At 59.5% G+C, this 14,377-nt stretch carries 13 protein-coding genes; 8 read left to right on the top strand and 5 right to left on the bottom strand.

What is annotated here, in order from left to right; translation table 11 throughout:
- The first annotated feature begins 35 nt into the window (after positions 1–35).
- Entirely contained in the window at positions 36–1,100 is a 1,065-nt protein-coding gene (gene dinB / locus MLD04_RS14670; RefSeq protein WP_248159961.1) for a DNA polymerase IV, read from the top strand.
- Here the strand turns inward: dinB and MLD04_RS14675 are convergent, their stop codons facing one another.
- Both MLD04_RS14675 and MLD04_RS14680 read right to left on the bottom strand, forming a co-directional pair.
- Positions 1,101–1,661 (bottom strand): phosphatase PAP2 family protein, encoded by a 561-nt coding sequence (locus tag MLD04_RS14675; protein ID WP_248159964.1) that lies wholly within the window; start codon positions 1,659–1,661, stop codon positions 1,101–1,103.
- Positions 1,627–2,862 (bottom strand): glycosyltransferase family 4 protein, encoded by a 1,236-nt coding sequence (locus MLD04_RS14680; protein WP_248159966.1) that lies wholly within the window; start codon positions 2,860–2,862, stop codon positions 1,627–1,629. The genes MLD04_RS14675 and MLD04_RS14680 overlap by 35 nt, the downstream gene beginning before the upstream one ends.
- A 98-nt stretch (positions 2,863–2,960) precedes the next feature.
- Here MLD04_RS14680 and MLD04_RS14685 point away from each other — a divergent pair, with 98 nt between their 5' ends.
- From MLD04_RS14685 to MLD04_RS14700, 4 genes are all read left to right on the top strand, one after another.
- Positions 2,961–3,998 (top strand): NADP(H)-dependent aldo-keto reductase, encoded by a 1,038-nt coding sequence (locus tag MLD04_RS14685; protein ID WP_248159968.1) that lies wholly within the window; start codon positions 2,961–2,963, stop codon positions 3,996–3,998.
- Between the two features lie 227 nt (positions 3,999–4,225).
- Positions 4,226–4,552, top strand: a complete 327-nt coding sequence (locus tag MLD04_RS14690; protein ID WP_248159970.1) for a hypothetical protein — start codon at positions 4,226–4,228, stop codon at positions 4,550–4,552.
- 147 nt (positions 4,553–4,699) lie between these two features.
- On the top strand, positions 4,700–6,907 hold the full coding sequence (locus MLD04_RS14695) for an acetyl-CoA hydrolase/transferase C-terminal domain-containing protein (RefSeq protein WP_248159972.1): 2,208 nt from the start codon (positions 4,700–4,702) through the stop codon (positions 6,905–6,907).
- The gene (locus MLD04_RS14700) at positions 6,907–7,377 is read left to right on the top strand and encodes an FKBP-type peptidyl-prolyl cis-trans isomerase (protein WP_008937388.1); all 471 of its coding nucleotides are present in this window, start codon (positions 6,907–6,909) and stop codon (positions 7,375–7,377) included. Before MLD04_RS14695 ends, MLD04_RS14700 begins: the two co-directional genes overlap by 1 nt.
- Here the strand turns inward: MLD04_RS14700 and MLD04_RS14705 are convergent.
- Together MLD04_RS14705 and MLD04_RS14710 are read right to left on the bottom strand one after the other, a co-directional pair.
- On the bottom strand, positions 7,295–8,161 hold the full coding sequence (locus MLD04_RS14705; RefSeq protein ID WP_248159973.1) for a lysophospholipid acyltransferase family protein: 867 nt from the start codon (positions 8,159–8,161) through the stop codon (positions 7,295–7,297). The two genes, MLD04_RS14700 and MLD04_RS14705, sit on opposite strands and share 83 nt — an antisense overlap.
- A gap of 16 nt (positions 8,162–8,177) precedes the next feature.
- Entirely contained in the window at positions 8,178–8,927 is a 750-nt protein-coding gene (locus MLD04_RS14710; protein ID WP_248159975.1) for a GNAT family N-acetyltransferase, read from the bottom strand.
- A 243-nt stretch (positions 8,928–9,170) separates the two neighbouring features.
- On the opposite strand from MLD04_RS14710, the gene MLD04_RS14715 reads away from it, so the two are divergent.
- The 3 genes from MLD04_RS14715 to glpK all read left to right on the top strand — a co-directional run bounded on the left by MLD04_RS14715 (position 9,171) and on the right by glpK (position 13,297).
- The gene (locus MLD04_RS14715) at positions 9,171–9,908 is read left to right on the top strand and encodes a response regulator (RefSeq protein ID WP_248160350.1); all 738 of its coding nucleotides are present in this window, start codon (positions 9,171–9,173) and stop codon (positions 9,906–9,908) included.
- Between the two features lie 68 nt (positions 9,909–9,976).
- The gene (locus MLD04_RS14720) at positions 9,977–11,551 is read left to right on the top strand and encodes an ATP-binding protein (RefSeq protein ID WP_248159977.1); all 1,575 of its coding nucleotides are present in this window, start codon (positions 9,977–9,979) and stop codon (positions 11,549–11,551) included.
- A gap of 261 nt (positions 11,552–11,812) precedes the next feature.
- Positions 11,813–13,297 (top strand): glycerol kinase GlpK, encoded by a 1,485-nt coding sequence (gene glpK / locus MLD04_RS14725; RefSeq protein ID WP_248159979.1) that lies wholly within the window; start codon positions 11,813–11,815, stop codon positions 13,295–13,297.
- A gap of 6 nt (positions 13,298–13,303) precedes the next feature.
- Here the strand turns inward: glpK and MLD04_RS14730 are convergent, their stop codons facing one another.
- Positions 13,304–14,377, bottom strand: coding sequence for an ABC transporter ATP-binding protein (locus tag MLD04_RS14730; RefSeq protein WP_248159981.1), 1,074 nt, complete (start codon positions 14,375–14,377; stop codon positions 13,304–13,306).

The following is a 14,377-nucleotide window of genomic DNA, read 5'->3' on the forward strand; positions in this document are numbered from 1 at the left end:
TATATATGTACAGATTTTCGACGTGAGCAGCTGACATGTCCCAGCGCAAGATCATCCATGTGGATTGCGACTGCTTCTATGCAGCGGTGGAAATGCGGGACGATCCGACACTTCGCGACGTGCCTCTGGCTGTTGGCGGTGCCGGCGGTCGGGGCGTGGTCACCACCTGTAATTACCGGGCCCGCGCCTTCGGTGTTCGTTCGGCGATGCCCGGCAGTGAGGCCCGGCGCCTGTGTCCGGGATTGGTGACCGTGCCGCCAGATATGTCGAAATATCGCGCGGTATCCCGCCAGGTGATGGACATCCTCCGGGAACTGACCGATCTGGTGGAGCCCCTCTCCCTGGATGAAGCCTTCCTGGATGTGACCGACGTTACCGATTGCCGTGGCAGCGGTACGCTCATGGCGAAACGTCTCCGGGAACGCATCCAGCGGGAAGTGGGGATTACGGTCTCGGCGGGCGTCGCGCCCAACAAGTTCCTCGCCAAGATCGCCAGTGACTGGGAGAAACCGGACGGTTTGTTTGTCATCACGCCGGAGCAGGTGCCGGAGTTTGTGCGTGCGCTACCGGTTGAAAAACTGTTTGGAGTTGGTCGGGTGACTGCCTCGAAACTGCATAATCTGGGGGTGACCACCTGTGGCGATATGCAGGGGCTGGGTGCCGACAGACTCGTGGAGCGTTTCGGCAAGCAGGGGTACCGCTTGCATGAAATGGCACACGGCCGTGACGACCGGCCGGTGGTCGTGTCGCGTATTGCCAAATCGGTCAGTGTGGAGCGGACCTTTTCCCAGGACCTTCCGGATAAAACCGCTTGTCAGACGGTCATGCCCGCGCTGGTGGAGGACCTGAAAGTCCGGCTCAGCCGGAAAACCGGCCGCAAACCCATTCACAAGCTCTTCATCAAGATCCGCTACAGCGACTTTTCCACCCACACCCTCGAGCGGGTACGCGATCAGATTGCCGAGCCGACGGTTTCGGATTACCAGCCCCTGCTGGATGAGCTGGTTACCGATGTTGAGCGGCCAGTAAGGCTTCTGGGCGTCGGGGTCCGGTTCCGCAACGACGAATCACCCGTGACCCAGTTGCGACTGTTCGAGTGATCAGAGCGCTACGGTAACGGGAAAGCCGCAAAGCGACAGGTAACCCATCAGGCTGCCGAGGACGGCGCCGGCCAGAACATCGCTCGGGTAGTGAAGCCCAAGCACCACCCGGGATAGTGCAACGCTGATCGTGAACGGCAGTACCGCCAGGGCCAGGTCCGGAGTGGTCAGGCACAGCATCGTCTGGAAGCATGCGGCGTGAAGTGTGTGGCCGGATGGGAAACTGTAGCGATCCAGGGGGGGCGTCGCGCAACTGATCGCCGGAAAGGAAATAAACGGTCGCTCCCGGATCAGCCAGCGCTTCAGGCCCTTGTAGGTGAGCGTGCAGGCCAGACCGGTGAGTGCCATGGCAAGGGCCAGGCGAGGTCCGCCTTCGGCGTGGAGCAGGGGCAGCGACAGGATCAGCGCGTACCAGAACCAGCCGTCTCCCAGGCGACTGACGGTACGGAAATAGGCGAGTACGGGGCGGAACTGCACTGAGCGGTTGATGGCCTGGCAGAAGAGGTATTCCCGCTGGTCGGCCCGTTCAAAGAATCGTGAGGCTTTGCTTGTTGAGGCCATGGTATCGCACCTTTATGTCGGTATTCAGAACCAGTTGTTCGAACTGCTCGATTTGTGACGGCCAGGTCAGTTCGAGTGCATCAAGCCGAGCCTGGGCACTCAGGCGGGCCAGCAGCGTGGGTTGGTCTGCCAGCCTGAGCGCTGCGTCAACGAAGGCTTCGTCGTCGTCGAGCGGGGCCTTCATGCCGTTTTCCTCGGTCCGTATGTGTTCGGCAGCGGCACCATCGTTGAACGCCACCACCGGCAGTCCGCTGGCCATGGCTTCCAGCACCACGTTGCCGAACGTGTCCGTCTTGCTGGGAAACAGAAAAAGATCCCCGGAGGCATAATGGCGGGCAAGCTCCTCGCCACGGAGGACGCCGCAGAACACATAATCCGGATGTCGCTCGGCCAGCTCTCGCCGAAGCGGGCCATCGCCCGCCAGGATGAACCGGGACTGGGGATGCAGGGCGCGAATCCGTTCAAAGCAGGCAACGGCCATTCGCAGATTTTTTTCGGGGGCCAGCCTGCCGACGTAAAGGATGGCGCGATCACTCGCGGCCAGTCCCCACTGGCTTCTCAATGCCGGGTCCCGCTTGTGGGGAGAAAATCGGTGGCAGTCGACGCCCCGGCTCCAGAGCGCGGTATCCGTTATTCCCATGGTCTGCGTCAGGTTTTGCACTTTCCGTGTCGGCACCAGAGTGCGGTCGGTCTGGTTGTGGAACCAGCGTCCATAACTTCGAAGCAGGTTCTCCAGGCCTCCAACGCCGTAGTAACGGCTGTACTGGTGGAAGTTGGTGTGGAACCCCGAGGTTACCGGAATGGCAAGACGCCTTGCTGCTCTGGCGGCGGCCAGGCCGAGAGGTCCCTGGGTGGCAATGTATATGGCATCGGGGGGACTTTGCTGCCAGAGGCGGCGGAGTGACCGGCTGCTGGCCAGGCCAAACCGGAGGTCGGCATAGCCCGGCAGGGGGAGGCCGGTGACGACATGTTCGTCACTGAACAGGCCATCGCCCGCCGCCAGAACGCTGCCTTTGCGTTCATGGCGTTGGCGGGGGCGAATCACTGTCACCCGGTGGCCGCGCTGCATCAAACCCTGGCAAAGATGCCGGAGGGTATTGGCCACCCCGTTGATTTCCGGCGGAAAGGTCTCGGAAACAATGGTAATGTGTTGGCGGCGCCGGTTGGCCTGGATGGTTTCGATCACGGTGATTCCTGTCATTGCTCACACCTGACTCCACTATGGAAAGTCGCTGTGACAGTTATGCGACACTGCTGTGACATTCCTCTTACCCGTTCACACACTGAAGCGGAGACACTATGCAAACGCGAAAGCTTGGAAAGACAGACATTGATGTCACCCTCATCTGCCTGGGCACCATGACCTGGGGCGAGCAGAATTCAGAGCAGGAAGCTTTCGAACAACTGGATTACGCAATGGACCAGGGCATCAATTTCATTGATGCGGCGGAGATGTATCCCGTACCCCCCAGGGCGGAGACGCAGGGCCGGACGGAGACATACCTTGGCAACTGGCTGGCCCGCCGCGGTAAGCGTGACGACCTGGTGATTGCCTCCAAGGTGGCCGGGCCGGGCAATGGTCTGGGCTATCTCCGGGGTGGGCCGAGACTGACGCGCGATCATATCCGCCAGGCCTGCGAAGACAGCCTCAAGCGTTTGCAGACAGACTATATCGACCTGTACCAGGTTCATTGGCCGGACAGGAACACCAACTTCTTTGGCAAACTCGGTTATGTGCACAGCGCCGATGAGGATGCCACGCCCGTTGAGGAAACGCTGTCTGCACTGGATGAGTTGGTCCGTGAGGGCAAGGTCCGGCACATCGGGCTGTCCAACGAAACCCCGTGGGGGACCTCGCAGTATCTGCACCTTGCACAAAGCCGGGGCTGGCCCCGACCGGTCAGTATCCAGAACCCCTACAACCTCCTGAACCGCTCCTTCGAAGTGGGGCTGGCGGAGTTTGCCCATCGTGAACAGACAGGATTGCTGGCCTATTCGCCGTTGGCATTCGGCATGCTGTCCGGCAAATACCTGGGCGACAAATGGCCGGAAAAGGGCCGGATGACCCTGTATGAGCGTTTCAGCCGGTATACCGGTGCCCGTGGAATGGAGGCTACCCGGGCCTATGTTGAACTGGCGCGCCAGCATGGACTGTCGCCGAGCCAGATGGCCCTGGCGTACGTTAACAGCCGCAGCTTCGTGACCAGCAATATCATCGGAGCCACCACCATGGAGCAGCTGAAAGAAAACATTGCCTCTGCGGATATCACGCTGGACGAGTCGGTGATGGAGGGTATTGAGGCCATTCACCGGGATTTCACTTATCCATGCCCCTAAGCATCTGATAATCGATAAAAATTGGCGGAGCTGAGCCGTCAGCTCCGCCGCTTCCGGTTACAATCTGAAACCGTCCGGATTATTTTTTTGACATAAAAGTGGTCAAAAAATGACAACAAACGGACGCCAGTGTGTGCAAATTCACATCTTTTCCTGCACCATTCATTAGACTTTGGCATTAGACGGTTAGTTATTCATTTTGAGACGTCAAAGTCCCGGTAAGCGCCATGATTATTCGACTCTTTATTGTTCTGCTCGCACTCAATTTCCTGGCTTTTGTGGTCCGTGCCGACGCGGCGGAACGACCCATGGGTGAGAGTTCGATCGCGATGAATACGGCGCAGGAAATCTACCAGGTCCAGCAAAGGGTCCGGGGAGAACTCGGGCAGGACAGTTCCGAGGCCGCTGCGGAAATCGGATCAAGGTTGCTCAGCCTTACGCTGACCCGCTCCCGGGAAGACCGGAAGCATTACGTCTCGGAACCGGCCCAGGCCGATCACAGCATTGCTCTGCTGAACAATGGGGCGTGTCTCAATCTGAAGTGGAATTTCTGACCGCTTCGTTCTCTCCAACAAATATCCTCCTGCTCTCCCCGTTTCCGTCATCCTGACCTGGCGCATTGTTTGAACTATCTCGCCGTGTGATCATCGGACTTCGATAATCATCCCGGTCGGGACGGACATGCTGAAAGGAGCTTGGTGATGTCGGGAAACAGTCTGCGTTTGAACGACGCTGAAGCCTGCGTTGATGAAGTTATCCGAAGGGTGGGTAAGGACATTACCCTTGGTTTGCCCCTGGGGCTTGGCAAGCCGGTTCGTTTCGTCAATGCGCTCTATGAGCGGGCCCGGCAGGACCCGGAGATTCGCCTGCACATCATGACGGCGCTGTCTCTTCTGGCTCCCAGAGGAGCATCGTCCCTTGAACAGCGGTTCATGAAGCCTTTTGCCGAGCGGCTGTATGGCGACATCCCGGAACTGGCCTATGCCCGTGACGTGTCCGCCAATCGACTGCCGCCGAATGTGACGGTTTCCGAATTTTTCTTCAAAGCGGGCTCCTATCTCAATAACCGCTCCCAGCAACGGCATTACGTCTCGACCAACTACACTCATGCCGTGCGGGATTTGATGGCGCTGGGGGTCAATGTGCTGGCGCAGATGGTGTCTCCCGGTGAAGCGGTGGGTGCTCCGGGCAAGATCAGCCTGAGCTGTAATCCCGACCTGACACTGGATCTGTTGCTGTTGATGCGGGAGCGGGAAGCGGCCGGCACCCCGGTTGCCATGGTCGCCGAGCTTAACCGTCCGCTTCCGTTCATGGGGCACCATGCAGCGATCGACGAAAACCGGTTTGATGTGGTGCTGGACCAGCCAAACACCGATTACCCCTTGTTCTCGGCCCCGCAAATGTCGGTAAGCCCTGAAGATCACCTGATCGGATTCTATGCCAGTTGCCTGTTGCGCGACGGCGGTACGCTTCAGGTAGGAATCGGCTCGTTGGGCGCGGCACTCGTTCACAGCACGATCCTGCGACACCGTTCGAACGAGGATTGGCGAGCTGTTTTCGACCATCTGCGGGTTGCAGAACACTTTCCGGTGGTTGATGAGGTCGGCGGCACGGATCCGTTCGACGCGGGGCTTTACGGCTGTAGCGAGATGATGGTCGACGGTTTCCTGTATCTCATGGAGGCGGGAATCCTCTCCCGGGAAGTCTACGATCACGCGGGACTGCAGGATCTGATCAACCGGGAGAAAATCGGGCCGACGCCGTCGCTGTCTGACCTGGATACGCTCCGGGAGGCTGGCATCATCGACTCGCCATTGCGGGCCCGCGACGTCCAATGGCTGGTCACCTACGGATTCTTCCGGTCGGAGGTGGCGTTCAAAGGCGGGCGCCTGGCACTGGGCGAGCAGTCGCTGGACGGGGATCTTGATCAGCCCGAGGCTCGGGAAGCGATTGAAACGTTGATTCTCGGCGACCATCTGAAAGGCGGGATTGCCATGCACGGTGGCTTCTACGTAGGGCCCGAGCAGTTCTACCAGTCCCTGAGGGATATGTCGCCCGAGCGCCATGACCGGATTTGCATGACCAGCGTCAACTTTATCAACCACCTCTACGATCACCGGTTCGGCGATCAGAAACTCAAGGTGGCGCAGCGCCAGCACGGCCGTTTTGTCAATTCGGCAATGATGTATACCCTGAGTGGTGCCGCGGTATCCGACGGTCTGGACGACGGCCGCGTGGTCAGTGGCGTGGGGGGGCAGTACAATTTCGTTGCCATGGCCCATGAGTTGCCGGGTGCACGGTCGATCCTGACGATGAGGGCGGTCCGTCACTCGAAGGGTAAGGCGCTGTCCAATATCGTGTTCAACTATGCCCACTGCACGATTCCGCGTCATCTGCGGGATATTGTCATCACCGAATACGGGATCGCAGATTTGCGGGGCCAATCCGATGAGCAGGTCTATCTCCGGCTCATCCGCATTGCCGATTCCCGTTTCCAGGAGTCCCTGCTTCGTCAGGCACAGAAGGCGGGCAAGGTGGATAGCAAGTTCCGTTTACCGGCGTCCTGGAAAAACAACACGCCCCAGGCGATTCGTAAGGCGGTGTTGGTGACAGGAAACCCCGATCTGTTCCCTCCGTTCCCGTTTGGGCGGGACTTTACCGACGAAGAGCTGACGTTAGGGAAAGCCCTTAAAGGCCTGAAGGCTGCAACGGCTACGCGTCGTGGTAAACTCTCGACTCTTTGGCAAGCGGCGCGCGCCGGTGACGATGAGGGGCGTTACGAACCCTACCTGAAGCGTATGGGGTTGCAGGACGCTCGTGGCTTCCGGGATAAACTCGACCGGAAGCTGGTCATCCACGGTTTGCGTCAGCTTGAAACTCCTCCGACCACAGGACATTCAGAAACCTGATGCAAGAGTCTGACAACAAGCCCGACGTCTTTACCGTTCATTATGTGCTCAAGAACAAGGCCGGAGAGCTCGTCGATACTTCCGAGGGGAGCGAGCCCCTGCACTTCGTCTACGGCAGCCCGGAAATCATCAAGGGCATTCAGGAAGCGGTGAAGGATCGCAATGTCGGGGACTGCCTGGAGGTGACAATTCCTCCGGCGATGGCGTATGGCGAGCACCGGGAAGATCTGGTCCGGAAGGTGCCGAGGTCACTGTTCGAAGGCGTCGAGAATCTTCAGGTCGGCATGAAATTCCAGACCAATACCGGTGATGAAGCGCAGATCGTCCAGGTGGTCGGCATTGACGGAAACCTTGTGCGGGTTGACGCCAATCATCCCCTGGCTGGCTTCACGCTGTACTTTGACCTTGAGATTGTGGGGCGCCGGGAGGCGACGGAGGATGAGATCGCTCAGGGACGTCCTCTCTTCTGAAATCGCCCGATGCTGGCGCCTGGTCCATCTCTCCCCGATAAATCCGCTCCAGACCGTTATGGACCGTCGACCGGAGCTCCGCTGCCGCCTCTTGCGCGGTGGCCGTCTCCGGGAGCTCCATTGGTTGATGAAACAACACGTCCACGTCGGCTGAAGGCTGCTTCAGCAGAGCTGTCAGGTGATGATGGAACTCGTCGTCACCAATGAACGGTGCGACATGGTCGGGTCTGCCATTTCGACGGTAGGCGATGGTGACCGGCTGTACCGGAACATCGGCGGCGGTCGCCGCCTTCAACAGCAGGCCATGGAATGGCAGCACGGTGATGCCGGCGCTGGTCGTTCCTTCGGGGAATATCGTCACCGATTCACCACGCTTCAGAGCCTCTTCGATGCCTGTCCTGACTCTTCTGGCCTGACCGCTGCCCCGCTGTATGAACAGTGTGCCGGCCTGTCGGGCAAGCCAGCCGATCAGGGGCCATTGTCCGACCTCCGCTTTCGACAGGAAGCGTGCAGGAGCGAAGGCGCCGAGAATAGGAATGTCACACCAGCTGATGTGATTACTGACGATCAGAACGTTCTGCGCAGGCTCTGCGCCGTGGTGACGGATCCTCAGACCCAGACACCGACACCCCACACTGAAACAGCGTCCGGCCCAGGGCGTCCGATCGATCGTTGAGCCGGTCAGGTAATCCATGGCCCTCAATGCGAGGGCGAGTAGTGTGGTTCCTGCCAGAAACAGCAGGAATCCCGTCAGTCGCACGCACAATCGCAGCCAGCCGGCCATGGTGTCTGTCTCCCGCTCAGGATGCCTTGCCGAGGTAATGCCGGCTGTACCGGGCTGCCAGCTTGTCCACTTCCAGAAGCACCAGAAGATCCGCGCACCGGAACTCCGGGTCCCAGCAGGGTGCACCGCAGACCCGGGCGCCCAGACGCATGTAGGTACGAATCAGGGGCGGGATGGCGGCCGGGCGCTCCGCCGAAACGCTGTGGGTAAGATGGGGCAGTGCCTTCAGCGGAGACACCCTGAACGCTTCCTCGGCCAGATAGGTCTGCTGGAGCTGATTGGCGATTCGCCAGGCCCGGTGTCCGCCGTCCGCCATGCTGATGCTGGCACAGCCAATGATGTAATCGATCCGGTGTTCCTGGAGGTAGGACGCAAGTGTCGACCACAGCAGGCTGATGGTCGCCCCGTTGCGATAATCGGGGTGCACACAGGTCCGTCCAAGTTCCGCGAGTGTTCCGGGCAGCTGGGCAAGGGCGGAAAGGTCGAACTCGCCAGCGGAGTAAAAGTGTTCTACGCCATCGACTTCCCGCTGATGCAGAATGCGGGTGGTGGCAACCAGGTTTCCGCTTTCGGCATCCCTGACGGTCAGGTGGTCGCAGAGGTTATCGAAGGTATCGGCATCCAGTCCGGGTGTGGTGGCGCCGAGGTCACTGCCGTACTCGGCGGAGAACACGTCGTAGCGTAATCTCTGGGCCTCTTCAATTACGTCCGGGTCCCGGGTAATGCCAGTGGTCAGCTGTCGCGCTCGGGCGGTCATTGCGGTCATGGCTCTTTCTCTTTGTGTCCATTTCCCGACAAGCCTATGAAGTGGCTGTGACATTGAGGTGAACGGGAAATGACCGCTGAATGACAGCGGGTGTCAGTTCGGGCCAGCGGAGGGAATTGTCACAGGCTGTAACACTGGAGCGCTTCCATGTATATTTCTGAATGGCATGTATAATTGCTGTTACAAGAGGTTGCCTGTATTGTCAGTGGCAATGACCCTGAAACCGGAATAACAAAACCAGAGATGGATGGCGTGGAACAGACGAACGAAAGTTGGCGAATTCTGATCGTTGAAGATGATGAGCGGCTCGCGGAACTGACCCGCGAGTATCTGGAGAGCAATGGTCTGACGGTAACCGTTGAGGGTAACGGTTCTGTTGCCGTGGACCGGATCCGGGAGGAACAGCCTGACCTGGTCGTGCTCGACCTGATGCTGCCCGGGGAAGACGGCCTGTCGATCTGTCGGCGCGTTCGTCCCGCCTACAATGGGCCGATTATCATGCTGACAGCCCGGACGGACGACCTGGATCAGGTGCTGGGGCTCGAGATGGGCGCTGACGATTACATCAGCAAGCCGGTCAAACCGCGCGTTCTGCTGGCGCGCATCCGGGCCATGTTGCGCCGTATCACCGATGCCGCGGGCGCGGGCGGGGATGACACGTCGGGCGAAGAGCCGGTGCGACTCCAGTTCAATGATCTGGTGGTAGACCGGTCCATGCGGGAGGCCTGGCTGAATGACCAGAGCATCGATCTGACCAGCGCCGAGTTCGATCTGCTGTGGCTGCTTGCCAGTAATGCCGGTCGCGTACTCAGCCGGGAAGAGATCTTTACGGCGCTTCGTGGCATCGAATATGACGGCCAGGATCGCTCCATCGATGTCCGGGTTTCCCGGATCCGGCCGAAGATCGGCGACGATCCGATTCATCCGCGGCGGATCAAGACCGTCCGCAGTAAAGGCTATCTGTTCGTAAAAGAAGCCTGACGTTCCCTTTGCCGGTCCGGTGATTCCTGGATGCAGGATGCGCCGGATCGGCCAGGCAGGGTCCCGAGATGCCCCCCAGATTTCTCCTGAAATTGTATGGCCGACTTGCCGGTGCCTCGGCACTGGTCCTTCTGTTGTGCCTCCTTGTATTCAATGGTCTGAATTCGGTACGCCACCAGTTCTGGCTGGAGCGTTTTCCGGAGCCGCTGATGCGGTGGTTGGCTGCCGCACCGGCCCCCGAGGAACAGTATCACTGGTTGACTCCGATGTATGGGCTCAGGACGCTGTCTCCGGCGGAACTTGACCTTTCGCCGGTTGAGCAGGAGCGCCTGGACTATGGCCAGGTCGTGGCTGTTGAGTCGGCGGTGGGGTACCGCCTGATGAGTCAGACGCACACTGGCCAGATCCTGCAGGTTCGGTTTCAGGATCCCTACCGCGCGGTTGTCAGGGCGACTTCACTGATTGTTCGCTGGCACCTCGATACCGCATCGCTGGGGGATCAGGATCGGGTAGTGTCTGAACTCGCCGGCCGTCTGGGCGTGTCGATCACCCCGTTGATTGAATCGCATCAATTGCCGGGTTCTGACGTCCTGCAGGCGGTTGCCGATCAGGGGCTGGTTACCTTCCGCAGTGACAGCCATGAATTTGAAAATGCACTTATCCGGTTGTCCGACGGCACGCTTGTAAAGCTTGGTTTCCCTGCCCCGTTTTCTCCCTGGGGTTGGCCTGTGGTGACGCTGCTGGTGGTGTTGGTGGGGGGAGTGCTCGCCGTGGCACTGTTTCTCGCTGTCAGGGAAACCGACAACAGTCTTCGCCAGGTGGAGTCGGTTGCGGTGCGCATCGCCCGGGGTGAGATGGGCGCGCGGGTCGACGCCGGTAAAAGCACCCTTGTCGGTCGTCTTGCAGCCGCTTTCAATGGCATGGCCGAGCACATACAGCGCCTGGTGCAGGTGCAAAGGGAAATGATTCACGCTGTGTCACACGAGCTTCGGACACCGGTAGCCCGGATCCGTTTCGGTGTGCAGATGATTGAGGACTGTGAAGACCAGCAGATGCTGAAAAAGCAGTTGGATGGCATCGATGGAGACATCCAGGAACTGGATGAACTGATTGATGAGATCCTCACGTACGCCAGATTGGAGCAGGGTGGCCCGGTTTTCTCTCTGACCGAAACCTCGGTCACCGACATCATCCGGCAGGTGGTGTCTGAACAGCAGGTATTGCGTCCCAACCTGACGATCTCCAGCGACATCGACGAGACCTCGGAGCGTTGGGCCCTGTCTGATATCGAGCCCCGGTACATTCACCGTGCAATCCAGAACCTCGTGGGTAACGCCGGTCGTTATGCCGGCAGCCAGGTGCGGGTGCGTTGCCGGATCGACGAGGATAATTGCCGGGTTGACGTTGAAGATGATGGCCCGGGTATTCCTGAAGAAGACTGGGAAAAGGTCTTTACCGCCTTCGCCCGCCTGGATGATAGCCGGACCCGGACTTCGGGCGGCTATGGTCTGGGGCTATCTATCGTCCGCCGGATCCTGTACTGGCATGGTGGTCAGGCATTCGTCTCACGCAGCGACACCCTCGGAGGCGCCAGATTCAGTCTGGTCTGGCCCCGGAAGAAGCCTCAGGACTCGAATTTGTGAACTGCGCCTCAGCTCCTAACCTGATGTAACAAAGGGGCTACACAACGGCTACTGAAGCGCGGCCCCGTCATGGCCATAATGCAAAGCGTAAGGGATGACTTTTGAGGTTGTAGTTCTTACGAACTTTCCTTGTTTCATTCGTCATTTGAGGGCCGGAATTTCCGGCCCTTTTTTTTGCCCTGTTTCCCGTTTCCGCCCTTTGCAACTCTCCCGCCTCCCGATCTGCTGGTACACTGGCCTGACAACAACAGGAGGCCGTTGATGACCCGTTATTTGCTTGCCATTGATCAGGGAACGACCAGCTCCCGAGCCATCGTTTTTGACGAAACCGGGACCAGTGTCGGTTCAGACCAGCAGGAATTTCACCAGTATTTCCCGAAAGATGGCTGGGTTGAGCACGACGCCAGAGAAATCTGGGAGACCACGCTGGGGGTTTGTCGGTCGGCGCTGAAAAAGGCAGCAATTGAAGGCAGCGATATCGCCGGGATCGGTATCACCAATCAGCGTGAAACCACAGTGATCTGGGATCGTGCGACAGGCGAACCCCTACACCACGCCATTGTCTGGCAGGATCGGCGTACCGCGGCGGTTTGCTCCAAGCTCAAGTCCGACGGCTACGAGGATATGGTGGTCGAGCGTACGGGGCTCCTGATCGACCCTTACTTCTCGGCCACGAAAATAGCCTGGATTCTGGATCACACGGAGGGCGCCCGCGATCGCGCTGAACGCGGCGAGCTGGCGTTCGGCACCGTGGACAGCTGGTTGTTGTGGAATCTGACGGGAGGCCGTTCCCATGCCACAGATGCAACCAATGCCTCCCGGACGGCCCTGTTCAATATCCATACGCAGTCCTGGGACGAGGATCTCCTGGCGTTGTTCCGCGTACCCCGTGCTCTGCTGCCCGAGGTTATGGACAGTGCTGCGGACTATGGTCACACCGATACCGAATGGCTCGGGGCGCAAGTCCCGGTGGCGGGCATTGCCGGGGACCAGCACGCGGCGTTGGTGGGGCAGGCGTGTTTCGAACCGGGAATGGCCAAGAGTACCTACGGTACCGGGTGTTTCCTGATCCTCAATACCGGGCAAAAGGCGCTGCGATCGGAAAACCGTCTTCTCACTACCATGGCCTATCGCCTCAACGGTGTTCCCACCTACGCCATGGAGGGCAGCATTTTCGTTGCCGGCGCGGCCATGCAATGGCTCAGGGATGGCCTTGGGCTGATCAGTCACGCGGGAGAGTCCCTTGAACTGGCCCAAACCGTGGGCGTCGACAATCCCGTGTATCTGGTTCCCGCGTTCACCGGTCTGGGCGCACCGCATTGGGATCCCCATGCCCGTGGCGCCATCATGGGCCTCACCCGTGATACCGGCATTGCCGAAATTGTTACGGCTGGGCTCCAGTCGGTCTGCTATCAGACCAAAGATCTGGTACGTGCAATCCAGAACGATGGTGCCAGCCTGGCATCTCTGCGGGTGGATGGCGGTATGGCGGTCAATGACTGGGTCATGCAGTTCCTGGCCGACATCCTCAATGTCGATGTCGATCGACCGACGATTACGGAAACAACCGCCCTCGGGGCGGCCTATCTTGCTGGTCTGCAGGTGGGGATCTGGTCAAGCCTCGAGCAGATCAGTCAGCTCTGGGGATGCGAGCGCCAGTTTCGTCCCGATATGAAGCCCGCCATGAGAGAGTCACTCTATGCGGGTTGGCTGGACGCTGTAGAGCGGGTTTGCAATCACCATTAAGGATAGTCAGGCGGTGCGCTCGAAGGCGATCAGATGGTCTGCCTCGACGCGCACCGGCACATGCTCGCCCAGATGGAAGTCCAGGTGGCTGCGAAACAGGGCTTCGAACTCGGTGTCCTCGGAACAGCGAAACCGATAGAGCGTTGATGTGCCCGCGAAGGTTTTCTCGATGACCTTTGGCCGGAGATCGGACGAGGGATCGTAGACGATGTCGTCCGGTCGGATAAGAACGTCCACGAGGGTTCCGGGCTGCCACTTGTAAGCCCGGTTGCCCTGGATCAGCCCCAGCTCGGATTCAATGGCATCGGGTCCCAGAGCCTTGCCCGGAATAAAGCCTCCCTGACCCACGAAGCGGGCGACGAAGCGATTGGCCGGCTCGTGGTAGAGGTTGTAGGGAACATCCCACTGCTGGAGAGCGCCCGCTTTCAATACGGCGACCTGGTCGCACATGGCGAAGGCTTCCTGCTGGTCGTGAGTGACCAGGATGGCGCTGATGCCAAGTTTTTTCAGTATGTCGCGGACATCCAGGCTCAGGCGTCGACGCAGATCGGCATCAAGGTTTGAAAACGGTTCGTCCAACAGAATCAGCGTTGGTTCCGGTGCCAGAGCCCGGGCCAGGGCGACCCGCTGTTGCTGGCCGCCAGAGAGTTCGTGAGGATAGTTGTTTGCCAGATCCTGGAGGTGGACCACATCCAGCAGCTCCTCGACCTTCTTCCGGCGCTCGGCTTTTTCCAGGCTCGTCAGGCCGAAGCCGACATTTTCGGCAATGGTCATGTGGGGAAAAAGCGCGTAGTCCTGAAAGACCATTCCGATCCGGCGTTTCTCCGGCGCCAGCGTGCGCCCGGGCAGACTGATGGATCGGGACTGCAGCCTTATTTCACCGCTGTTGATCGGCAGGAACCCGGCGAGCGCCCGAAGTATCGTGCTTTTACCGCAACCGCTGGGGCCGAGGAGACAGCCGATATCACCTCGGCTCAGGGCGAAGCTGATGTCCGAAACAACAGACTCTCCACCATAGCCGCAGGCGAGGTTAGTGACTTCCAGGAGCCAGTCTTCAGCGGGCATCTCGTGCCGTGCCAT

The sequence above is a fragment of the Marinobacter koreensis genome, from assembly GCF_023156285.1.
Classification (GTDB): domain Bacteria; phylum Pseudomonadota; class Gammaproteobacteria; order Pseudomonadales; family Oleiphilaceae; genus Marinobacter; species Marinobacter koreensis.